Source organism: Klebsiella pneumoniae subsp. pneumoniae HS11286, from assembly GCF_000240185.1.
Taxonomy (GTDB): Bacteria; Pseudomonadota; Gammaproteobacteria; order Enterobacterales; family Enterobacteriaceae; genus Klebsiella; species Klebsiella pneumoniae.
The window spans coordinates 652,239-673,624 of the sequence record NC_016845.1 but is presented as its reverse complement, the minus strand read 5'-3'; the positions used below and the strand labels follow the sequence as shown (position 1 = coordinate 673,624).

General features: G+C 57.4%; 21 protein-coding genes. 17 read left to right on the top strand and 4 right to left on the bottom strand.

Features of this window, described 5'->3' with window-relative positions; translation table 11 throughout:
• Positions 1–2 precede the first annotated feature (2 nt).
• The 7 genes from KPHS_06310 to KPHS_06250 all read left to right on the top strand — a co-directional run bounded on the left by KPHS_06310 (position 3) and on the right by KPHS_06250 (position 6,703).
• Complete coding sequence (locus KPHS_06310) at positions 3–383, top strand: 4-hydroxyphenylacetate catabolism (protein ID YP_005224931.1); 381 nt, start codon at positions 3–5, stop codon at positions 381–383.
• 108 nt (positions 384–491) lie between these two features.
• Positions 492–1,295 (top strand): 2-oxo-hepta-3-ene-1,7-dioic acid hydratase, encoded by an 804-nt coding sequence (locus tag KPHS_06300; RefSeq protein ID YP_005224930.1) that lies wholly within the window; start codon positions 492–494, stop codon positions 1,293–1,295.
• 10 nt (positions 1,296–1,305) lie between these two features.
• Positions 1,306–2,103, top strand: a complete 798-nt coding sequence (locus tag KPHS_06290; RefSeq protein YP_005224929.1) for a 4-hydroxyphenylacetate catabolism — start codon at positions 1,306–1,308, stop codon at positions 2,101–2,103.
• A gap of 21 nt (positions 2,104–2,124) precedes the next feature.
• Entirely contained in the window at positions 2,125–3,483 is a 1,359-nt protein-coding gene (locus KPHS_06280; protein ID YP_005224928.1) for a 4-hydroxyphenylacetate permease, read from the top strand.
• 9 nt (positions 3,484–3,492) lie between these two features.
• Positions 3,493–4,383, top strand: a complete 891-nt coding sequence (locus tag KPHS_06270) for a 4-hydroxyphenylacetate catabolism regulatory protein HpaA (RefSeq protein ID YP_005224927.1) — start codon at positions 3,493–3,495, stop codon at positions 4,381–4,383.
• A 225-nt stretch (positions 4,384–4,608) separates the two neighbouring features.
• Entirely contained in the window at positions 4,609–6,171 is a 1,563-nt protein-coding gene (locus KPHS_06260) for a 4-hydroxyphenylacetate catabolism (protein YP_005224926.1), read from the top strand.
• A gap of 19 nt (positions 6,172–6,190) precedes the next feature.
• Entirely contained in the window at positions 6,191–6,703 is a 513-nt protein-coding gene (locus KPHS_06250; RefSeq protein YP_005224925.1) for a 4-hydroxyphenylacetate catabolism, read from the top strand.
• 74 nt (positions 6,704–6,777) lie between these two features.
• Here KPHS_06250 and KPHS_06240 read toward each other — a convergent pair whose 3' ends face one another.
• The gene (locus KPHS_06240) at positions 6,778–7,488 is read right to left on the bottom strand and encodes an ascBF operon repressor (protein ID YP_005224924.1); all 711 of its coding nucleotides are present in this window, start codon (positions 7,486–7,488) and stop codon (positions 6,778–6,780) included.
• Positions 7,489–7,615: 127 nt separating this feature from the next.
• Entirely contained in the window at positions 7,616–8,239 is a 624-nt protein-coding gene (locus KPHS_06230; RefSeq protein ID YP_005224923.1) for a hypothetical protein, read from the bottom strand.
• 384 nt (positions 8,240–8,623) lie between these two features.
• Between KPHS_06230 and KPHS_06220 the strand changes: the two genes are divergently transcribed.
• The 4 genes from KPHS_06220 to KPHS_06190 all read left to right on the top strand — a co-directional run bounded on the left by KPHS_06220 (position 8,624) and on the right by KPHS_06190 (position 12,992).
• Positions 8,624–10,774, top strand: a complete 2,151-nt coding sequence (locus KPHS_06220) for a carbon starvation protein (protein ID YP_005224922.1) — start codon at positions 8,624–8,626, stop codon at positions 10,772–10,774.
• A 109-nt stretch (positions 10,775–10,883) separates the two neighbouring features.
• Entirely contained in the window at positions 10,884–11,087 is a 204-nt protein-coding gene (locus KPHS_06210) for a YbdD/YjiX family protein (protein YP_005224921.1), read from the top strand.
• An 11-nt stretch (positions 11,088–11,098) separates the two neighbouring features.
• Positions 11,099–12,055: a putative GTP-binding protein YjiA gene (locus tag KPHS_06200; RefSeq protein ID YP_005224920.1), complete on the top strand. Its 957-nt coding sequence runs from the start codon at positions 11,099–11,101 to the stop codon at positions 12,053–12,055.
• Positions 12,056–12,446: 391 nt separating this feature from the next.
• On the top strand, positions 12,447–12,992 hold the full coding sequence (locus KPHS_06190; RefSeq protein YP_005224919.1) for a putative porin: 546 nt from the start codon (positions 12,447–12,449) through the stop codon (positions 12,990–12,992).
• 97 nt (positions 12,993–13,089) lie between these two features.
• Here the strand turns inward: KPHS_06190 and KPHS_06180 are convergent, their stop codons facing one another.
• Both KPHS_06180 and KPHS_06170 read right to left on the bottom strand, forming a co-directional pair.
• A complete protein-coding gene (locus KPHS_06180; protein ID YP_005224918.1) occupies positions 13,090–14,460 on the bottom strand; it encodes a putative aldehyde dehydrogenase in 1,371 nt (456 codons plus the stop codon).
• Between the two features lie 158 nt (positions 14,461–14,618).
• Positions 14,619–15,545, bottom strand: coding sequence for a putative transposase (locus KPHS_06170; protein ID YP_005224917.1), 927 nt, complete (start codon positions 15,543–15,545; stop codon positions 14,619–14,621).
• A gap of 216 nt (positions 15,546–15,761) precedes the next feature.
• On the opposite strand from KPHS_06170, the gene KPHS_06160 reads away from it, so the two are divergent.
• The 6 genes from KPHS_06160 to KPHS_06110 all read left to right on the top strand — a co-directional run bounded on the left by KPHS_06160 (position 15,762) and on the right by KPHS_06110 (position 21,381).
• Positions 15,762–16,577 carry a negative transcriptional regulator of cel operon gene (locus KPHS_06160; protein YP_005224916.1) on the top strand — a complete coding sequence of 272 codons (816 nt, stop codon included), beginning with the start codon at positions 15,762–15,764 and terminating at the stop codon, positions 16,575–16,577.
• Positions 16,578–16,624: 47 nt separating this feature from the next.
• Positions 16,625–17,287 (top strand): amino acid exporter, encoded by a 663-nt coding sequence (locus KPHS_06150; RefSeq protein YP_005224915.1) that lies wholly within the window; start codon positions 16,625–16,627, stop codon positions 17,285–17,287.
• The gene (locus KPHS_06140) at positions 17,280–18,572 is read left to right on the top strand and encodes a putative transmembrane protein (RefSeq protein ID YP_005224914.1); all 1,293 of its coding nucleotides are present in this window, start codon (positions 17,280–17,282) and stop codon (positions 18,570–18,572) included. Before KPHS_06150 ends, KPHS_06140 begins: the two co-directional genes overlap by 8 nt.
• A gap of 53 nt (positions 18,573–18,625) precedes the next feature.
• Positions 18,626–19,867: a multidrug resistance protein MdtM gene (locus tag KPHS_06130; protein ID YP_005224913.1), complete on the top strand. Its 1,242-nt coding sequence runs from the start codon at positions 18,626–18,628 to the stop codon at positions 19,865–19,867.
• A gap of 25 nt (positions 19,868–19,892) precedes the next feature.
• Positions 19,893–20,132 carry a DUF2164 domain-containing protein gene (locus tag KPHS_06120; RefSeq protein ID YP_005224912.1) on the top strand — a complete coding sequence of 80 codons (240 nt, stop codon included), beginning with the start codon at positions 19,893–19,895 and terminating at the stop codon, positions 20,130–20,132.
• A gap of 97 nt (positions 20,133–20,229) precedes the next feature.
• Positions 20,230–21,381 carry a putative 2-hydroxyglutaryl-CoA dehydratase gene (locus KPHS_06110; protein YP_005224911.1) on the top strand — a complete coding sequence of 384 codons (1,152 nt, stop codon included), beginning with the start codon at positions 20,230–20,232 and terminating at the stop codon, positions 21,379–21,381.
• Positions 21,382–21,386 lie beyond the last annotated feature (5 nt).

Here is a 21,386-nt window from a genome sequence, read left to right as displayed (position 1 = left end):
CCATGCCGCATTTTATCGCCGAATGTACCGACAACATCCGCGAGCAGGCCGATCTGCCTGGGCTGTTCGCCAAAGTCAACGAGGCGCTGGCCGCCACCGGCATCTTTCCGATCGGCGGGATCCGCAGCCGCGCCCACTGGCTGGATACCTGGCAGATGGCCGACGGCAGGCAGGATTACGCCTTCGTGCATATGACCCTGAAGATCGGCGCCGGGCGCAGCCTGGAGAGCCGTCAGGACGTGGGAGATATGCTGTTCGCGCTGATCAAATCCCACTTCGCGACGCTAATGGAGAGCCGCTATCTGGCGCTGTCGTTCGCCATGGAAGAGCTCGACCCGACGCTGAACTACAAACAAAACAACGTGCACGCGTTATTTAAATAATGTGCAAATTGCCCGGTGGCGCTGAGCTTACCGGGCCTACAACGGCCATGAATTTGTAGGCCGGATAAGCGAAGCGCCATCCGGCAATGCAATGCCACAGGAATCTCTATGCTCGATAAACAGACCCGTACCCTGATTGCCCAGCGGCTGAACCAGGCCGAAAAGCAGCGTGAACAGATCCGCGCGATCTCGCTGGATTATCCGTCGATCACCATTGAGGACGCCTACGCCGTCCAGCGCGAGTGGGTCGAGATGAAGATCGCCGAAGGCCGCGTGCTCAAAGGCCACAAGATCGGCCTGACCTCTAAAGCGATGCAGGCCAGTTCGCAGATCAGCGAGCCGGACTACGGCGCGCTGCTCGACGATATGTTCTTTCACGACGGCAGCGATATTCCCACCGACCGCTTTATCGTGCCGCGTATTGAAGTCGAGCTGGCCTTCGTGCTGGCCAAACCGCTGCGCGGCCCGAACTGTACGCTGTTTGATGTCTACAACGCCACCGACTACGTTATCCCGGCGCTGGAGCTTATCGACGCGCGCTGCCACAACATCGACCCGGAAACCCAGCGTCCGCGCAAAGTGTTCGACACCATCTCCGACAACGCCGCCAACGCCGGGGTGATCCTCGGCGGCCGGCCGATTAAACCGGACGAGCTCGACCTGCGCTGGATCTCCGCCCTGCTGTATCGCAACGGCGTAATTGAAGAGACCGGCGTCGCCGCGGGCGTACTCAATCATCCGGCCAACGGCGTGGCCTGGCTGGCCAACAAGCTGGCGCCGTACGATGTCCAGCTCGAAGCCGGGCAGATTATCCTCGGCGGCTCCTTCACCCGCCCGGTCCCGGCGCGCAAGGGCGATACCTTCCACGTCGACTACGGCAACATGGGCGCCATCAGCTGCCGGTTTGTCTAGGAGAAACACCATGAATAACGCCTTTAAAGACGCCTTAAAAGCGGGCCGTCCGCAAATCGGCCTGTGGCTTGGGCTGTGCAGCAGCTACAGCGCCGAACTGCTGGCCGGCGCGGGCTTCGACTGGCTGCTGATCGACGGCGAACACGCGCCCAACAATGTACCAACGGTGCTGACCCAGCTGCAGGCCATTGCGCCCTACCCCAGCCAGCCGGTGGTGCGTCCGTCGTGGAACGATCCGGTGCAGATCAAACAGCTGCTGGACGTCGGCGCGCAAACCCTGCTGGTGCCGATGGTGCAGAATGCCGAAGAAGCGCGGCTGGCGGTCAGAGCCACCCGCTATCCGCCAGCCGGCATCCGCGGCGTCGGCAGCGCGCTGGCCCGCGCCTCACGCTGGAATCGCGTCCCGGATTATATCCACCGGGCCAATGACGCCATGTGCGTGCTGGTACAGATTGAGACTCGCGAAGCGCTGAAAAATCTGCCGCAGATCCTCGATGTCGACGGGGTAGATGGTGTGTTTATCGGCCCGGCGGATCTCAGCGCTGATATGGGCCACGGCGGCAATCCGCAGCACCCGGAAGTGCAGGCCGCCATTGAAGATGCCATCCAGCAAATCCGTCAGGCCGGTAAAGCGCCGGGGATCCTGATGGCTAATGAACAGCTGGCGAAACGCTATCTCGAACTGGGCGCGCTGTTCGTCGCCGTCGGCGTCGATACCACCCTGCTGGCCCGCGGCGCAGAAGCGCTGGCGGCCCGGTTTACCCACAACGCAACCACCACAACCGATAACAATAAATCCGTCTATTGAACGGATAATGTGGAGCGCAACATGACTACCTCTACCCTGCAACACAATGATAATAAAGCCGTTGAAGTAGAAAACCGAGTGATCAAAAAGCTGTTCCGCCGCCTGATTACCTTCCTGTTTGTTCTCTTTGTTTTCTCATTTTTGGATCGAATTAATATCGGCTTCGCCGGTCTGACGATGGGTAAAGATCTCGGCCTGACCTCCACCATGTTCGGCCTGGCGGCGACGCTGTTCTACGTCACCTACGTGCTGTGCGGGATCCCCAGCAATATCATGCTGGCGAAAGTTGGCGCGCGCCGCTGGATCGCCGGGATCATGGTGGTCTGGGGGATCGCCTCGACCTGCACCATGTTCGCCACCAGCCCGCATACGCTGTACATCCTGCGCATGCTGGTCGGCATCGCCGAGGCCGGTTTTCTGCCGGGGATCCTCGTCTATCTGACCTGGTGGTTTCCGGCCTACCATCGCGCCCGCGCCAACGCCCTGTTTATGATCGCCATGCCGGTGACCATGATGCTCGGCTCGATACTTTCCGGCTATATTCTGGCGCTCGACGGCCTGTGGAACCTGAAAGGCTGGCAATGGCTATTTCTGCTGGAAGGCCTGCCGTCGGTGGTGCTCGGCGTCGTCACCTGGTTCTTCCTCAACGACACGCCGGATAAAGCCAACTGGCTGGATAACGAAGAGAAACAGGCGCTGAAGGCGATGATCGATCGCGAACGGGAACATGCGGCGATCGTCCCGGCTTCGCCGCGTTCCACGCTGCGCGAAGTACTGACGCCAGCGGTGCTGATGTATACCCTCGCCTACTTCTGCCTGACCAATACCCTCAGCGCCATTAATATCTGGACGCCGCAGATCCTGCAGAGCTTCAACACCGGCAGCAGCAACATCATGATTGGCCTGCTGGCGGCGATCCCGCAGTTCTGCACTATTTTCGGCATGATCTGGTGGAGCCGCCGATCCGACCGCCGCAAAGAGCGCAAGATGCATACCATCCTGCCCTACCTGTTCGCCGCGGCGGGTTGGCTGCTGGCTTCGGCAACGCACCATAGCCTGATCCAACTGATCGGCATTATTATGGCTTCGGTGGGATCCTTTACCGCGATGGCCATTTTCTGGACCACCCCGGATCGGGTGATCAGCCTGCAGTCACGCGCGGTGGCGCTGGCGGTGATCAACGCTATCGGCAACGTCGGCTCTGCCGTCAGCCCGCTGTTGATCGGCATTTTGCGTGATACCACCGGCAGCTTTAGCTCCGGGCTGTGGTTTGTCGCCGGATTACTGATCGTCGGCGCGCTGGTGCTTACCCGCATTCCAATGAGCCAGCGTGAGGACGCCGCCGCCGCGCCGGGATTAGCGGCGCAAAAAGGCCACTAAGGAGCGGGTATGTGCCAGCATTCAATCGCCAACATCGACATCAATAAAGATTACGACGAGAGTCTGGGTACCGAAGAGGTGCACTACCAGTCGTTCTCCCGCATGGCGGCCTTTTTTGGCCGCGACATGCAGGCGCATCGCCACGACCGCTATTTCCAGATGCACTACCTTGATACCGGACAGATTGAGCTGCAGCTTGATGACCACCGCTATTCGGTGCAGGCGCCGCTGTTTGTGATAACGCCGCCCTCGGTGCCGCACGCCTTTATTACCGAGTCCGATAGCGATGGTCACGTGTTGACGGTCCATGAGGAGCTGATCTGGCCGCTGCTGGAGGTGCTTTATCCCGGCACGCGGGAGACCTTCGGCCTGCCGGGGATCTGCCTGTCGCTGGCGGATAAACCCGACGAGCTGGCGGCGCTGGCGCACTACTGGCAGCTGATTCGCCGGGAGTCCACCGCCCAGCTACCGGGGCGGGAGCATACCCTGGCGCTGCTGGCGCAGGCGGTCTTTACCCTGCTGCTGCGCAACGCCAGGCTCGACGATCATGCCGCCAGCGGGATGCGCGGCGAGCTGAAATTATTCCAGCGCTTTAACCAGATGATCGACAGCCACTACCATCAGCACTGGACGGTACCGGATTACGCCAGGGAGCTGCATCTAACCGAATCGCGGTTGACCGATATCTGTCGCCGCTTTGCCAACCGTTCGCCGAAGCGGCTGATATTTGACCGTCAGCTGCGCGAGGCGAAGCGCCTGCTGCTGTTTTCCGATAGCGCGGTCAATGAGATTGCCTGGCAGCTGGGGTTTAAAGACCCCGCCTATTTTGCGCGCTTTTTTAGCCGCCAGGTCGGCTGCTCGCCCAGCAGCTACCGGGCGCAAAAAGTACCGGTGTCGTAATACCCCGGCGGCGCTGCGCTTGCCTGGGCTACAGACCGTAGGGCGGGTCAGCGCCGCGCCAGCCGGTAAAAGTTGCAGAGATCACAAAATTCACTCCCGCCTGAAAAGTACCCGCCGTTGTCGCAAACGTCCCTTCACGACAAGCGCCATAACCGCTTCAATTAAACAACAAAAACAAAACATATATTTAACATTATTATTCCGATAAATACTGAAGAGGCCCCTATGAAACCTGAAGATTTCCGCGCCGACGCGAAACGCCCGTTAACTGGCGAAGAGTATTTAAAAAGCCTGCAGGATGGCCGCGAAATTTATATCTACGGCGAGCGCGTGAAAGACGTCACCACGCATCCGGCCTTCCGTAATGCCGCGGCCTCCGTCGCTCAGCTGTACGATGCGCTGCACAAACCGGAGATGCAGGATTCCCTGTGCTGGGGCACCGATACCGGCAGCGGCGGCTACACCCATAAATTCTTCCGCGTGGCGAAAAGCGCCGACGATCTGCGCCAGCAGCGCGACGCCATCGCCGAATGGTCGCGCTTAAGCTACGGCTGGATGGGCCGCACCCCAGACTACAAAGCCGCCTTCGGCTGCGCGCTGGGCGCCAACCCGGCGTTTTACGGCCAGTTCGAGCAGAACGCCCGCAACTGGTACACCCGCATTCAGGAAACCGGCCTGTACTTTAACCACGCTATCGTCAACCCGCCGATTGACCGCCACAAGCCAGCTGATGAAGTGAAGGATGTCTACATCAAGCTGGAAAAAGAGACTGATGCCGGGATCATCGTCAGCGGCGCGAAAGTGGTCGCCACCAACTCGGCGCTGACCCACTACAACATGATCGGCTTCGGCTCCGCACAGGTGATGGGCGAGAACCCGGACTTCGCGCTGATGTTCGTCGCGCCGATGGATGCCGAAGGCGTCAAGCTTATCTCCCGCGCCTCCTATGAGATGGTCGCCGGCGCGACCGGATCGCCGTACGACTATCCGCTTTCCAGCCGTTTCGACGAGAACGACGCGATTCTGGTAATGGATAAGGTGCTGATCCCATGGGAGAACGTACTGATTTATCGCGACTTTGACCGCTGCCGCCGCTGGACCATGGAAGGTGGTTTCGCCCGCATGTACCCGCTGCAGGCCTGCGTGCGCCTGGCGGTAAAACTGGACTTTATCACCGCCCTGCTGAAACGCTCTCTGGAATGTACCGGCACCCTCGAATTCCGCGGCGTGCAGGCCGACCTTGGCGAAGTGGTGGCGTGGCGCAATATGTTCTGGGCGTTAAGCGATTCTATGTGCTCGGAAGCGACGCCGTGGGTCAACGGCGCATGGCTGCCGGATCACGCCGCGCTGCAGACCTATCGCGTGATGGCCCCGATGGCCTACGCCAAGATCAAGAACATCATCGAGCGCAACGTCACCAGCGGCCTGATTTATCTGCCGTCCAGCGCCCGCGATCTGAACAACCCGCAGATCGACCAGTATCTGGCGAAGTACGTGCGCGGCTCCAACGGTATGGACCACGTTGAACGTATCAAAATCCTCAAACTGATGTGGGACGCCATCGGCAGCGAATTCGGCGGCCGCCATGAACTGTATGAGATCAACTACTCCGGTAGCCAGGATGAAATTCGCCTGCAGTGTCTGCGCCAGGCGCAGAGCTCCGGCAATATGGACAAAATGATGGCGATGGTCGACCGCTGCCTGTCCGAGTACGACCAGAACGGCTGGACGGTGCCGCATCTGCACAATAATGCTGATATCAACATGTTGGATAAGCTGCTGAAGTAATTCACAGCGGGAGGTCATAATGCAATTAGATGAACAACGCCTGCGTTTTCGCGATGCCATGGCCAGCCTGTCGGCTGCGGTTAACGTTGTCACCACCGCAGGCGAAGCCGGCCGCTGCGGCATTACCGCCACGGCGGTATGCTCGGTGACGGATACGCCGCCATCGGTGATGGTTTGTATCAACGCCAACAGCGCGATGAACCCGGTGTTTCAGGGTAACGGCAAGTTGTGCATCAACGTGCTGAACCACGAACAGGAAATCATGGCCCGTCATTTCGCCGGGATGACCGGGGTGACGATGGAAGAGCGGTTTGCCCTCAGCGGCTGGCAGCAGGGCGCGCTCGGGCAGCCGGTGCTGAAAGGTTCGCTGGCCAGTCTCGAAGGCGAGATTAGCCAGGTGCAAACCATTGGTACCCACCTGGTGTATCTGGTGGAGATCCGCAATATTACCCTGAGCCCGCAAGGGCACGGCCTGATTTACTTTAAACGCCGTTTCCACCCGGTGATGATGGAAATGGAAGTCGCAGTCTAAAATCCGCGCCCAGGTTTACTTATCGCCCGATACGTAAACCTGGCGCTTAATATGCGTCATCTCACCCGCCAGCCTTATTCAACAGCGCGACATGAAGCCCAATCAAAACGTCCACCGCCGCGGAAATTTTGTTCCCGGTAGTCAGCAGGTAATGTTAAGTGCCAGCCTTTTCGCCTGGCGGTACAGGCAATAACCGGAAATTGCGAATAATCTATAGCGTCATGAATAAATTGTTGTTTACCTATATTTGTTAAAAAAGCGTCTCCCCGATTCCAGATGGCTTTTTTTAACTTGATATTCCAGGTCTGATAGCTTTCACCAGCAATTGTATAACCTTCACCTTCAGGCGCTTTTTTGGTCCAGTCAATCTCGCCGCCATCGTATAAATATTGCCATACAGCATAGCGTTCAAGGGTAAACTGGCTGGGTAAAGTACTGACATTTTTAGAATCGATTTTATCGAGTAATTGCGGATTCGCTAACAGTAGCGCCATGGCTTTATGCATGTAACCCAACATAATATCGGGATGTTCGGGCACTCCCTCTTCTGCTTCAAACAAAGAGATATAAGCGAGATAGAGCGCATCATCACGCACTTTTTGACCGTTCGCCGCGGCGTTGGCGACGATTTTCGCCGCCCGATATTGTAAACTTCCCCAGGATTCCTCACCGCTAACAGGCCTGTAGCGATTATTGTATTTTTCTCCCGTCAGGTAGCCCTGAGCTGCATTTAAATCGTTAGCGTTTAACGCCGATTTAGCGCGCTGATGGTCGGATAAGGTCATTATATTGCGCCCCGTATTTCTGGCAATATAATACGACTGACGACAATCAGAAAGGATCATAACCATAATGACCATGGCAATACTTCTAAAAAAAATCTTATATATTCTCACCGTTAAGTCCTTTAATTTATTTATAAATATAATGTTTGGAAACTTGTCTCGGTTCGATGTATAGCAAAACGGTTACCCGACCTTTTTTATAAGTACGTTGCCAGGTTGAACATTTTTTTATTTTATTCAGATCTAATCTTTTATTATACCACTCCTGCTGTTTTGCAATGCAGGCGGAAAGACTTTGATAGAATTTCCCTTTTTCTGCAATGAACTCTTCTTTGATTGTCGCTGGCCCATATTCTCGATCAAGAACCTTAACTTCCTCATTATATAAGGCGAGTGCTTCCCGGCCATCATCAACTTTATAGGCCTGCTGACTGGAATCAACATCAGCGCTAACAAAAACACTTTTCAGCCCTTTATTCTTATCAAAATAAAGCTTCATCTCCTGATATTTCAACGCCCCCACTTCCTGGGGAGTCAGCGTTGAGATAATCAGATCCGGGTCTTTTCCGGCATAATTGATATCTGATACCTCCAGAGAATATAAAGGCGTGTTTCTGGCCTCATCGTAACTCATCCCCCAGCGCAAATTATAAGGGGCTGCCGGCTCATCAACAGCCTGATGTATCTCTCTTGCATGAGCATATGTTAAGTAAAAAGCACTGGCGATGATCATTATCTTTACAAATTTCATAACTCGAATTCCCTTTGTTAAACGCTATCCATACGACATGGCAAAGTCAGCATAATATCAAAATACCTCTACTTGAAATAAAGATAGTGATCTGCGGGTGATAAAAATCGTTATCCTCAGTTTGAAAGCATATCTTTGAGATGCGCAGAATAATATTGTGAGCTTAATCACACATTTACGCGCTCTCGTACTCATATCTAACCGCTTACCCCCGCAAGTAACCGCTTAACCCCCTATACAACCACTCACCGATTTACCCAACTTTACGCGCGCGCTGTTCTGGCAAGATCGAAGGCAGCCTAGCTAATCAATACCTCCATCAACCCTAACTTAAAACCATACGGCTTCGGCCAATTATTCATCTAATTAACGCCAGGTTTTACTATGGATACCAAAAAACTATTCAAGCACATACCCTGGGTGATTCTCGGAATCATCGGGGCATTTTGCCTCTCAGTCGTCGCCCTACGCCGCGGTGAGCACGTCAGCGCCCTGTGGATCGTCGTCGCATCGGTTTCTGTGTACCTCGTCGCCTACCGTTATTACAGCCTGTACATCGCGCAGAAGGTGATGAAGCTTGACCCGACGCGCTCCACGCCGGCGGTCATTAATAACGATGGCCTGAACTATGTGCCAACCAACCGCTACGTGCTGTTTGGCCACCACTTTGCCGCGATCGCCGGCGCTGGCCCGCTGGTTGGCCCGGTACTGGCCGCGCAGATGGGCTATCTGCCGGGCACCCTGTGGCTGCTGGCCGGCGTGGTGCTGGCGGGCGCGGTACAGGACTTCATGGTGCTGTTTATCTCCTCGCGGCGTAACGGCGCCTCGCTGGGCGAGATGATTAAACAGGAGATGGGGCCGGTTCCGGGCTCTATCGCCCTGTTCGGCTGCTTCCTGATTATGATCATCATCCTCGCGGTGCTGGCGCTCATCGTGGTGAAAGCGCTGGCGGAAAGCCCGTGGGGCGTGTTTACCGTCTGCTCGACGGTGCCTATCGCCCTGTTTATGGGGATCTACATGCGCTTCCTGCGCCCAGGCCGCGTCGGTGAAGTGTCGGTTATCGGTATCGTGCTGCTGGTGGCCTCTATCTGGTTCGGCGGCGTGATTGCCCACGACCCGTACTGGGGCCCGGCGTTGACCTTTAAAGATACCACTATCACCTTTACCCTGATTGGCTACGCGTTCATTTCCGCGCTGCTGCCGGTATGGCTGATTCTGGCGCCGCGCGATTATCTGGCCACCTTCCTGAAAATCGGCGTAATCGTCGGCCTGGCGCTGGGGATCGTTATCCTCAACCCGGACCTGAAAATGCCGGCAGTGACCCAGTACATTGATGGTACCGGTCCGCTGTGGAAAGGCGCGCTGTTCCCGTTCCTGTTTATCACCATCGCCTGCGGCGCGGTCTCCGGCTTCCACGCGCTGATCGCCTCCGGCACCACGCCGAAGCTGCTGGCCAACGAAACCGATGCCCGCTTTATTGGCTACGGCGCGATGCTGATGGAATCCTTTGTTGCAGTCATGGCGCTGGTCGCCGCCTCGATTATCGAACCGGGCCTTTATTTCGCGATGAACACCCCGCCGGCAGGCCTGGGCATCGTCATGCCGAACCTGCATGAAATGGGCGGTGAAAACGCGGCGATGATCGCAGCGCAGTTGAAAGAAGTCACCGTCCACGCGGCGGCGACCGTCAGCTCCTGGGGCTTTGTGATTTCACCTGAGCAGATCCTGCAGACGGCGAAAGATATCGGCGAACCTTCGGTACTGAACCGCGCTGGCGGCGCGCCGACGCTGGCCGTCGGTATCGCCCACGTATTCCATAAAATCATCCCGATGGCGGATATGGGCTTCTGGTACCACTTCGGTATCCTGTTTGAAGCGCTGTTTATCCTCACCGCGCTGGATGCGGGTACCCGCGCAGGCCGCTTTATGCTGCAGGATCTGTTGGGTAACTTCGTGCCGTTCCTGAAAAAAACCGACTCGCTGGTCGCCGGGATTATCGGTACCGCCGGCTGCGTCGGGCTGTGGGGCTACCTGCTGTATCAGGGCGTGGTCGACCCGCTGGGCGGCGTGAAGAGCCTGTGGCCGCTGTTCGGGATCTCTAACCAGATGCTGGCCGCCGTGGCGCTGGTGCTTGGCACCGTGGTGCTGGTCAAGATGCAGCGCACCAAATATATCTGGGTCACCGTTATCCCGGCGGCATGGCTGCTGCTGTGCACCACCTGGGCGCTGGGCCTGAAGCTGTTCAGCAGCAACCCGCAGATGGAAGGCTTCTTCTTTATGGCTCAGCAGTATAAAGAGAAGATTGCCGCCGGCGGCGAGCTGACCGCGCAGCAGATCGCCAACATGAACCATATCGTGGTCAACAACTACACCAACGCCGGCCTGAGTATTCTGTTCCTGGTGGTGGTGTATAGCATCATCTTCTACGGCATCAAAACCTGGCTCAATGTCCGCAACAATAAGGTGCGTACCGACAAAGAGACTCCGTATGTGCCGGTACCGGAAGGCGGCGTGAAGACCTCGTCACATCATTAACCCTGATGCCGGATAGCGCTACGCGTATCCGGCCTACCAAAAGCGCATTAACGTAGGCCGGATATGGCGCTAGCCGCCATCCGGCTTTATTCGTTATCTGGAACTTATAATGTTTGGTAACTTAGGTCAGGCAAAAAAATATCTCGGTCAGGCGGCAAAAATGCTGATTGGCATTCCGGATTACGACAACTACGTCACGCATATGCAAACCAACCATCCGGATCAGCCGTACATGACTTATGAAGAATTCTTCCGCGAACGCCAGCAGGCCCGCTACGGCGGCGACGGCAAAGGCGGCGTACGCTGCTGTTAATGGAGGCAATAATGGCACCGATTGCAGTCACCCTACTCACCGGTTTTCTCGGCGCAGGAAAAACCACCCTCCTGCGCCATATCCTCAATGAGCAGCACGGTTTCAAAATCGCCGTGATTGAAAACGAATTCGGCGAAGTCTCCGTCGACGATCAGCTCATCGGCGACCGCGCCACGCAGATTAAAACCCTGACCAACGGCTGTATCTGCTGTACACGCTCCAACGAACTGGAAGACGCCCTGCTCGATCTCCTCGACAGTCGCGATCGCGGCGAAATCGAGTTTGACCGGCTGGTGATTGAATGCACCGGCATGGCCGACCCGGGGCCGATTATCCAGACCTTTTTCTCCCATCAGGTGCTCTGCGAGCGCTATCTGCTGGACGGCGTGATCGCCCTGGTTGACGCCGTCCATGCCGACCAGCAGATGGATCAGTTCACCATCGCCCAGTCGCAGGTCGGCTACGCGGACCGGATCCTGTTAACCAAAACCGACGTCGCCGGCGACACCGAAAAGCTGCGTGAACGGCTGGCGCGCATTAACGCGCGGGCGCCGATTTATACCGTCATTCACGGCGATATCGATTTAAGCCAGTTGTTTAACACCAGCGGTTTTATGCTGGAAGAGAAGGTTGTCAGCGCCACACCGCGCTTTCATTTTGTGGCAGAAAAACAGAATGACGTCTCGTCGATTGTGGTCGAGCTCGACTATCCGGTGGATATCAGTGAAGTTTCACGGGTAATGGAAAATCTGCTGCTCTCCTTCGCCGAGCAATTGATGCGTTATAAAGGCATGCTGTGGATCGACGGCGAGCCAAATCGCCTGCTGTTCCAGGGCGTGCAGCGCCTCTACAGCGCCGACTGGGATCGCCCGTGGGGCGATGAAACGCCGCACAGCACGCTGGTGTTTATCGGCATTCAGTTGCCGGAAGAGGAAATTCGCGCGGCGTTTGCCGGTTTACGACGCTAACCTGCCCGCCTGCGCCCTAAGGCGCAGGCCCCCTTCTCTCTGAGACCTCGTCAAAAACAGGGACCAAACGTCGGCAGCGCGTCGAAAAATGTAAAGCAACGTTTTAATAAGTAACAGTAGAAACATTTTTGGAAATTATAAGAAACTGAATGAATAGGCCCCTTAATAATTAATGACTGCTCTGTTCAGTTTCTGTTTAGCCCACCAATTAAACCACGGCTAAACAGGCTAAATTTGATGATTGACCTCGCCGTAACCCAACGTCATTACAACATTTTCAAAACACCTTCCTGACAAAACCAGCATAAAAAATCGACGCAAGTCACATTTGCAGAGGTAAACATCGCTTGTTAAGGTGCCCTCAGACAACTTTATTGACGAGGAGTAAACCATGAGAAAGCTTAACATCCTTATTCTTGCAGCCCTGACCGCGGTCTCTGGTTCCGCCATGGCGGTGGGGTTTACCGTTGAACAGGGTAAAAACTTCACTAATCTGAATATGGAAATGGGTAAATCCTCTTCTGGCCTGTACGCCGAAAGCCACTGGCTGAAGAATACCGATGATGGTAGCCAGACCGGCGGCGTGGGCGCGGGTTACAACCTGGAAGTGGGCCCGGTGATGCTCAACGCCGGCGCGAAAGCCATCTACCTCGGGCCGAAAAAAGGCGATAACGGCGTCGCGTTTCCGGTCGGCGGCGGGGTGAACGTGACCCTGACCGACAGCATCCACGTGTTTGGCGAAGGGTATGTCGCGCCGGATGGTCTGAACAACAGCGTGAAAAACTATGTTGAAGCGAACGGCGGCGTGAGCTGGTCTCCGATTGGTCCAGTGACGTTGAAAGTGGGTTACCGCCATGTGAGCGTTGACGGTAAAGAGGGTCGCCCGAACCACACCCTGATTGATGGCGCCTATGTGGGCGGCGGGGTCACCTTCTGATTATGATCAACGCCCCGCGATAAAGTTAAGGTGCGCTGAGCATTAGCCATAAAAAAACCTGCCGAATGGCAGGTTTTTTTATGGCCGGGTCATAGGCTTAGCGGCGCACCACCACCAGCTTCTGGTTCACAAACTCTTTGATGCCGAGATCGGAGAGCTCCCGTCCGTAACCGGAACGCTTCACGCCGCCAAACGGCAGCTCCGGCGCGGTATCGGTGAGCCAGTTGATATAAACCATTCCGGTTTCAATGGCGGAGGCCATCCGTTTGGCGCGTTCGATATCCTGACTGAACACCGCACCGCCCAGACCATAGTGGGAATCATTGGCCAGCTGGATTGCCTCCTCATCGTTTTTCACCACGTAGATCTGCGCCACCGGGCCAAAGAACTCTTCGAAGTACGCCGGATTATCACGGGTGATACCGGTCAAAATGGTGGGTTCAAAGAAATTGCCTTCTCGAGCCACCGCTTTGCCGCCCAGATGCAGCTTAGCGCCATTTTTCACCGCCTCGTCCACCTGTTTGCTTAGGGTATCCAGCGCATCTTTGGAAGAGAGCGGCCCCAGCGTGGTGCTTTCATCCAGCGGATCGCCGATTTTCACCTGGCGAAACGCCTCGCTAAATTTTGTCAGGAACGCATCCGCGATATTTTCGTGCAGGATAAAGCGCTTGGCAGCGGTACACACCTGGCCGGCGTTGTTCAGCCGCGCCTGGACGCCGATTTTCACCGCGCGCTCCAGGTCGGCATCGTCCAGCACGACAAACACATCATTGCCGCCCAGTTCCAGCGTTGATTTCTTAATATGCTTCGCCGCCTGCGCCGCCACCACGCTGCCGGCTTTCTCCGACCCGGTGAGCGCCGCGCCCTGCACGCGATCGTCGGCGATAATCTTCGCCACCTGATCCTGGGAGATAAACAGGTTGGTCCACGCCCCCTCCGGAGCGCCGGCCTCACGCACCAGATGGGCAAAGGTCTCCGCGCAGTGCGGCACAATGCTGGCGTGTTTGGCGATAACCGGGTTACCGGCCGCCAGGTTTGGCGCAAGGACGCGAATCAGCTGGTAATAGGGGAAGTTCCACGGCTCCACCGCCAGTAAGACGCCAATGGGATGGTGCTCAACCCAGGCTTCACCCAGTTCGGAGGGATACTTCACCGGCGCCAGGAACGATTTGGCGTTATCGGCGTAATAGCGGGCGATCTGAGCGCAAAGTTTCACTTCGCCGCGGCTCTGCTTAATGAGTTTCCCCATCTCCTGGCTAGCGATTTTTGCCAGCTCCTCCGCCCGGCTATCGATCAGATCCGCCAGCTTATGCAGTACCGCCAGCCGCGGTTCAATATCGCCTTTTGCCCAGGCAGAATGGTAGAGCGCATCCGCCTGCTGCAGCGCCGCCTCCACGTCCGCATCGCTGTGCGCCGGGTACGTTTTAATAAGCTGATTGTTCGCAGGATTCACCGTCTGATAGGCCATATCGCATGTCTCCTTGTTATCGCTACTAAGGCAGTCAAAAATGCCGTTAAGGATATTAAGGGTAGTCGAGATGGCTGGCGATGCGGGTAAAGTTAGGTATATCCGGAATATTCCATAACGAGGCTAACCGGGGCGACCGTCAGGCCGCCCCGGCGTTATCAATGCGCCAGCGCGGCGATCTCGTCGGCGGTCAGGCCGGTGATTTTCACCACCGTCTCGCGGGCAATGCCGTCGGCCAGCATCCTCTGGGCAATGCGCAGCGCCTCGGCATGCTGTCCTTCTTGTCTGCCTTCAAGCCGGCCTTCCCGTTTGCCTTTTCTGCGGCCCACTTCCTGTAATCTTTCAGCAATAGTCATCAATCTCTCCCTGTGCTGAGGAACCCGTTGCGCCACTTCGTGGATAAACCGGCCAAAGCGGCGCGCGTTGCCAGTCTGCAGCAGATAATTAAACAGCGTTTTTAGCTGTCTGTCATTAGCGTCCCCGCTAAGTAAAATCGTCGTCAGTTGCTCAACAATGCCCATTAAATCGCGCTGGCGAATATGCTTCTGTATCAGCTCGAGTAATGCCACGCGCCGGTGGCGAACGATCTCATCGTCGGGGATCACCGTGACATCCACCAGCGGAAAGGGCGAGATATAAAGCTCACTCGCCAGCTGTGGATCGGCAAAACAGTCCAGCCAGTTGAGTGACCACGGGTATGGCGTGGTCGCTCCGTGATAGAAGAGCATCGGCACCACCAGCGGCAGTTTTGTATGACCGCCATCAAGATGGCGCTGCATCGCGGCGATGGCGTAGCGCATCAGGCGGAAGGCCATCTGCGCATCCGGCGAGCTCTGATGTTCGATAACCACATAAATGTAGCCCTCGCCAGAGGCGGTTTTGAGTGACCACAGCACATCGGAGTACCAGGCCCGCAGGCTCTCCTCGATAAAGCTTGCCGATTCCAGCTGTAAGGTATCGAGGTCGCAGCGCTGACGCAGCGCAGGCGGTAGATGGATCGCCAGAAAATCGCGCGCGGTGTCGGCCTGAGTGAGGAACTGTTTAAACACCGCATCATGCGGCGTCGAGGTGGTGCCCTTTGCCATCGGCTCATCCCTGCCTGCTTATCCTGCAGGGACTCTACCTCCCATGAATATCTCTGGCACCCCCGGAAACCGGGATTTTACATTCCGCTACGAAAACATATTTCCCCGGACTGCAAGCGTGACATCCTTTTTCGACGCGGTACGCAAATCCAGGCGGGCGACAGCCTCGGCGCAGCATGCTATAAACGGCTTATCCCCGCAGCAAAGGCCAAAGCAGTGAACCATACCCGAGATATCCCCCAAACCTTCTGGCGAGACGATCGTCTGCCGTGGCTGGAGCTGCGCAGCACCTGGCGCAGCCGCCAGGCCTATAAGCACCACAGCCACCCCCAGCTCTCGGTGGGGGCGATTATCGAGGGGGAAACGCGCTGCCTGTGCGCTGGCCAGGAGTACCTGCTGCAACCCGGGGATCTGATCGTGATCCCGCCGCACGCGCCGCATAGCTGTAATCCGCTGCATGGCAGGCCGCGCAGCTATCACATGCTTTACCTGGACGCGACATGGTGCCACGCGCAGCGCCCGGATATTCCCCCTGGCGCCAGTATCACCTCGCCGCAGCCGCTGCTGCGCGACAGCCCTCTCTTTGCCAGTTTCCAGCAGGTTGTCGCCCTGATGAGCCGCGGGAGCCTTGAACAACTGCCCGCCCGGCTGGCGCAACTCCTGCACGCGCTGCCGCTGTGCGCCGCCGCGCCGCAGGCGCCACATCACGCCAGCGCCCTGCTGTTTCAGCGCCTGGCGATGGATCTGCCGGCGTCGCCGTCGCTGGATAAGCTGGCCCACGACAGCGCGCTTCGTAAAGAGACCGTTATCCGCGCCGTGAAACAAGATACCGGCCTGACGCCCGCTAGTTTGATCAACATGGCGCGCATCGAATATGCGAAAACGCGCTTACGCGCCGGGGATCCTATCGCCGACGTCGGCTATCAGGCTGGCTTTGCCGATCAGAGCCATTTCCATAAAACCTTTGTCAGCTATACCGCCGCCACGCCGCGGCAGTATGCGCAAAGCAGATCAATATCTGACAATAAGTAATACGCCACCTGGCGTAGGGTGGCCTCTGCACCATTATCGAGGCCACTATGCATACCTTATCGACGCTCTTTCCCGCCGTCTTCCCGGCGCTAGCCCTGTCCCACTTTGTCGCTCTGCTCAGTCCGGGCCCTGATTTTTTTCTGCTGGTCGGCTACGCCGTGCGCTACCGGATCCGCGGCAGCATCGGATTGTGTCTCGGCATCGCCGCAGGCAATGCGCTGTATATTGTGCTCGCCATCGTCGGCTGGGGGCTTCTGCGCCAGGCGCCGCTGCTTTTTTTGCTCATCGAGCTGCTGGGGGCGGGCTATTTATTGTGGATTGGCAGCCTGCTGATACGCAGCCGTCCCGCGACGCTGGCGATGGAGAGCGTTCGCGCAGCGCGTCCGGGGTTCGGCAGGCAGCTGCTGCTAGGGCTGGGGTCATCGCTGCTCAACCCCAAAAACGCCCTGTTTTATCTGGCGCTGATGACTTCCCTGCTCGGGGCGGCTGTGACCCTGCTTCAGCAAACGGTGAGCGGGCTGTGGATGGTCAGCGTGGTGTTCTTCTGGGATTTACTGCTGGTGAGCGCGATTGCGCTGCCACAGATACAGCGCCGCCTGGGCGCCATCGTCTGGCGAGTCGAGCGGGCGGCGGGGGCGATCCTGATGCTCTTCGGCCTGGGGATTATCTGGCGATTTTTGCACGACCTCGCCGTCAGGCTATATGCTTAAGCATATGGAAAAACTCGCTGAACTGAAACGCGCCAAACTGCTGGCGCTGTCGCTGCTGCTGATTGCAGCCGCCATTTTTATCACTACCCTCGCGCTACCACCGTCGCCCTGGGTCGGTGCGCTAAAAGCTATTTCCGAAGCGGCGATGGTCGGGGCGCTGGCCGACTGGTTTGCGGTCGTGGCTCTGTTTCGCCGTATTCCGCTGCCCTTTGTCGCCCGCCATACGGCGATTATTCCGCGCAATAAAGACCGCATCGCCGACAACCTCGGCCGCTTTGTCGAGGAAAAGTTCCTTGATACCCCGTCGCTGGTCGCGCTGATCCGCCGCTATCAGCCAGCCCTGATGCTCGGCAACTGGTTCAGCCAGCCGGAGAACGCCCGGCGGGTCGGCCAGCACCTGCTGCAGGTGATGAGCGGTTTTCTCGAACTGACCGATGACGCGCGCATTCAACGTCTGCTGCGACGCGCGGTGCATAAGGCTATCGATAAGGTCGACCTGACGCAGACCAGCGCCATGATGCTGGAGGGGCTGACCCGCGACAATCGCCATCAAAAGCTGCTCGATTCGCTGATAAACCAACTGATTGCCCTGCTGCAGCGCGACAGCTCCCGCGCCTTTATCGCCCGCGGCATCGTACACTGGCTGGAGACCGAACACCCGCTGAAGGCCAAACTCCTACCCACCGAGTGGCTCGGCGAGCACAGCGCTGAGATGGTCACCGACGCGGTGAATACCCTGCTGGACGAGGTGACTCACGACCGTACGCATCAGATCCGTCAGACTTTTGACCGCGCCGTGCAAAAGCTTATCGATAACCTGAAATCCGACCCGGATATGGCGCAGAAGGCCGATAACATCAAAGCCTGGCTAAAAAATGATGAGACCTTTAACCACTATCTTGGCGAAGTATGGGGCGACCTGCGCGGCTGGGTAAAAAACGATATCAGCAGCGACGACTCACGTATTAAGCAGCGTATCGCCGAGGCGGGGCAGTGGTTCGGTGAAACCTTACTCCGCGACGACGCGCTGCGCGAATCGCTTAACGAACACCTGGAGCAGGCGGCGCACCGGGTGGCGCCGGAGTTCGCCGCCTTCCTCACCCGCCATATCAGCGACACAGTGAAGAGCTGGGACGCCCGCGATATGTCGCGGCAGATCGAGCTCAATATCGGTAAAGATCTGCAGTTCATCCGCATCAACGGTACCCTGGTGGGGGGAACCATCGGCCTGTTGTTGTGGCTGCTCTCGCAGATCCCCTCGCTGCTGCATCTGCATATTGGTTAGCAATGATACTATCCGAACAATAGCGCTGATAAATATTCCACAGGGAGGGCGAGATGATGCACAGGATTTCCCACTGGCTGAGCCGACACGCCGCCGCGCTGTTCTTCCCGGCGGCGTTAATTCTATATGATTTTTCCGCTTATCTCACTACCGATCTGATCCAGCCGGGGATCCTGCACGTGGTGCGGGATTTCAATGCTGATGTGGCGCTGGCTCCGGCCTCGGTGAGCCTGTATATGGCCGGCGGCATGGCGCTACAGTGGCTGCTGGGGCCGCTCTCTGACCGGATAGGACGGCGTCCGGTGCTGCTCACCGGCGCGCTGATTTTCACCCTCGCATGCCTGGCGACCCTATTCACCACCTCCATGACGCAGTTCCTGATTGCCCGCTTCGTGCAGGGCACCAGCATCTGCTTTATAGCCACCGTCGGCTACGTCACCGTACAAGAGGCCTTTGAGGAAAAAAGATCGATCAGACTGATGGCTGTGATCACCTCCGTCGTGCTGGTGGCGCCGATCGTCGGTCCGCTCTCCGGCGCGGCGCTGATGCATTTCATTCACTGGAAAGCGCTGTTCGGCATTATCGCCGCCATGGGATTGGTGGCCTGGCTCGGCCTGCTGTTGACCATGCCGGAGACGGTGCGCCGCGGCGATGTGCCGTTCAGCCCCGTGGGCGTGCTGCGCGATTTTCGCAACGTCTTTCGCAACCGCATCTTTTTACTCGGCGCCGCCACGCTGTCGCTGAGCTATATTCCGCTGATGAACTGGGTGGCGGTATCGCCGGTGATTTTAATGGACGCCGGCGGACTGACCACCAGCGAGTTCGCCTGGAGCCAGGTGCCGGTCTTCAGCGCCGTTATCATCGCCAACCTGTCGGTGGCGCGCTGGGTAAAAGACCCCACCCGCCCGCGCTTTGTCCTCAGCGCGGTGCCGGTACAGATGCTCGGCCTGGCCATCCTGATCGTTGGCAATCTGGTATGGCCCCACGTCTGGCTGTGGTCGGTGCTCGGCACCTGCTTCTACGCCTTCGGCATCGGGCTGATTTTCCCGACGCTGTTTCGCTTTACCCTCTTTTCCAACGACCTGCCGAAAGGCACGGTCTCCGCCTCGCTGAATATCGTGATCCTCAGCGTCAGCGCGTTATCAATTGAAGGCGCGCGCTGGCTGTGGTTCCATGGCGGCAGACTCCCCTTCCACCTGTTGGCGGTGGCCGCCGGGATTGTCGCCGCCTGCTGCCTGGCCGGACTGTTACGCCACCAGCGCGGACAAGCGGTGATCGAAGCCCGGCAGTCGTGAGCCCTTTTACGGAGAAAGCCCCATCATGAATGACATTGAACTCAGCCAGGCGCAGCGCGACCTGCTGCGCGACAGGCTCAGCAAGTACTGCGCAGAGACCTTCGACCTCGAACTGGAGCAGTTTGACGCCGAATTTTTCGTCGACTTTATCGCCAAAGAGCTGGGGCCGCTGTTTTACAACGCCGGTATCGAAGAGGCCATCCGCACCCATCAGGCATGGAGCGAGCGTATCCAGGAAGAGATGGATTTGAAAAAGGTCTATTAACACCGCGTACAGACGCAGGAGATCAATAAAACCCTGCATACACCATGGCTATAATGGCGACTCTTTCAGCATCTCCCGTGTACGGGGAAGGAAAACCATGTCGCTTATCACCGATCTACCCGCCATTTTTGACCAGTTCTCAGAAGCTCGCCAGAAGGGCTTTCTCACCGTCATGGATCTTAAAGAGCAGAACGTACCGCTGGTGGGCACTTACTGCACCTTTATGCCCCAGGAGATCGCCATGGCGGCGGGCGCCGTTGTCGTCTCGCTGTGCTCAACCTCCGATGAAACCATCGAGGAAGCGGAAAAAGATCTCCCGCGCAACCTCTGCCCGCTTATCAAAAGCAGCTACGGCTTCGGCAAAACCGATAAATGTCCCTACTTCTATTTCTCTGACCTGGTGGTTGGGGAAACCACCTGCGACGGCAAAAAGAAAATGTATGAGTACATGGCCGAGTTCAAGGCGGTCCACGTCATGCAGTTGCCGAACAGCGCCAGCGATGCCGCCTCGCGCGCACTGTGGAAAACGGAGATCCTGCGCCTGCAGCAGGTGATTGAGGCCCGATTTGGCACGCCGATTAGCGAGGCGGCGCTGCGCGAAGCCATCGTGTTGAAAAATCGCGAGCGCCGGGCGCTGGCCCACTTTTATCGTCTCGGGCAGCTCAATCCGCCGGCGCTCAGCGGCGGCGACATCCTGAAAGTGGTGTACGGCGCCACTTTTCGTTTCGACAAAACCGCCCTGATTGATGAACTGCATGCCATGGCGGAGCGCATCCATCAGGAGTGGCAGCAGGGTAAACGGCTGGAACCTCGTCCGCGGATCCTGATCACCGGCTGCCCGATCGGCGGCGCGGCGGAAAAAGTGGTCCGCGCCATCGAGGAAAACGGAGGCTGGGTGGTCGGCTATGAGAACTGCACCGGCGCGAAAGCGACCGAGCGCTGCGTGGCGGAAGAGGGTGACGTCTACGACGCCTTAACCGATAAATATCTCGCCATCGGCTGCTCCTGTATCTCCCCCAACGACCAGCGTCTGCAGCTGCTGAGCCAGATGGTGGAGGAGTATCAGGCCGACGGGGTGATCGACGTCATTTTGCAGGCCTGCCATACCTATGCCGTGGAATCGCTGGCGATTAAACGCCATCTGCGCCAACAGCACGATCTTCCTTACATGGCGATTGAAACCGACTATTCGACAGCGGACCTCGGCCAGCTCAGCACCCGCGTCGCCGCCTTTATCGAAATGCTGTAAGGAGC

Bases quoted from the DNA above. Each gene is read 5' to 3' on its own strand.
- KPHS_06280 (YP_005224928.1), top strand. From the start codon at position 2,125: ATGACTACCTCTACCCTGCAACACAATGATAATAAAGCCGTTGAAGTA.
- KPHS_06260 (YP_005224926.1), top strand. From the start codon at position 4,609: ATGAAACCTGAAGATTTCCGCGCCGACGCGAAACGCCCGTTAACTGGC.
- KPHS_06310 (YP_005224931.1), top strand. From the start codon at position 3: ATGCCGCATTTTATCGCCGAATGTACCGACAACATCCGCGAGCAGGCC.
- KPHS_06200 (YP_005224920.1), top strand. From the start codon at position 11,099: ATGGCACCGATTGCAGTCACCCTACTCACCGGTTTTCTCGGCGCAGGA.
- KPHS_06180 (YP_005224918.1), bottom strand. From the start codon at position 14,460: ATGGCCTATCAGACGGTGAATCCTGCGAACAATCAGCTTATTAAAACG.
- KPHS_06170 (YP_005224917.1), bottom strand. From the start codon at position 15,545: ATGGCAAAGGGCACCACCTCGACGCCGCATGATGCGGTGTTTAAACAG.
- KPHS_06270 (YP_005224927.1), top strand. From the start codon at position 3,493: ATGTGCCAGCATTCAATCGCCAACATCGACATCAATAAAGATTACGAC.
- KPHS_06300 (YP_005224930.1), top strand. From the start codon at position 492: ATGCTCGATAAACAGACCCGTACCCTGATTGCCCAGCGGCTGAACCAG.
- KPHS_06220 (YP_005224922.1), top strand. From the start codon at position 8,624: ATGGATACCAAAAAACTATTCAAGCACATACCCTGGGTGATTCTCGGA.
- KPHS_06230 (YP_005224923.1), bottom strand. From the start codon at position 8,239: ATGAAATTTGTAAAGATAATGATCATCGCCAGTGCTTTTTACTTAACA.
- KPHS_06140 (YP_005224914.1), top strand. From the start codon at position 17,280: ATGCTTAAGCATATGGAAAAACTCGCTGAACTGAAACGCGCCAAACTG.
- KPHS_06150 (YP_005224915.1), top strand. From the start codon at position 16,625: ATGCATACCTTATCGACGCTCTTTCCCGCCGTCTTCCCGGCGCTAGCC.
- KPHS_06190 (YP_005224919.1), top strand. From the start codon at position 12,447: ATGAGAAAGCTTAACATCCTTATTCTTGCAGCCCTGACCGCGGTCTCT.
- KPHS_06210 (YP_005224921.1), top strand. From the start codon at position 10,884: ATGTTTGGTAACTTAGGTCAGGCAAAAAAATATCTCGGTCAGGCGGCA.
- KPHS_06120 (YP_005224912.1), top strand. From the start codon at position 19,893: ATGAATGACATTGAACTCAGCCAGGCGCAGCGCGACCTGCTGCGCGAC.
- KPHS_06240 (YP_005224924.1), bottom strand. From the start codon at position 7,488: ATGACCTTATCCGACCATCAGCGCGCTAAATCGGCGTTAAACGCTAAC.
- KPHS_06110 (YP_005224911.1), top strand. From the start codon at position 20,230: ATGTCGCTTATCACCGATCTACCCGCCATTTTTGACCAGTTCTCAGAA.
- KPHS_06250 (YP_005224925.1), top strand. From the start codon at position 6,191: ATGCAATTAGATGAACAACGCCTGCGTTTTCGCGATGCCATGGCCAGC.
- KPHS_06130 (YP_005224913.1), top strand. From the start codon at position 18,626: ATGATGCACAGGATTTCCCACTGGCTGAGCCGACACGCCGCCGCGCTG.
- KPHS_06290 (YP_005224929.1), top strand. From the start codon at position 1,306: ATGAATAACGCCTTTAAAGACGCCTTAAAAGCGGGCCGTCCGCAAATC.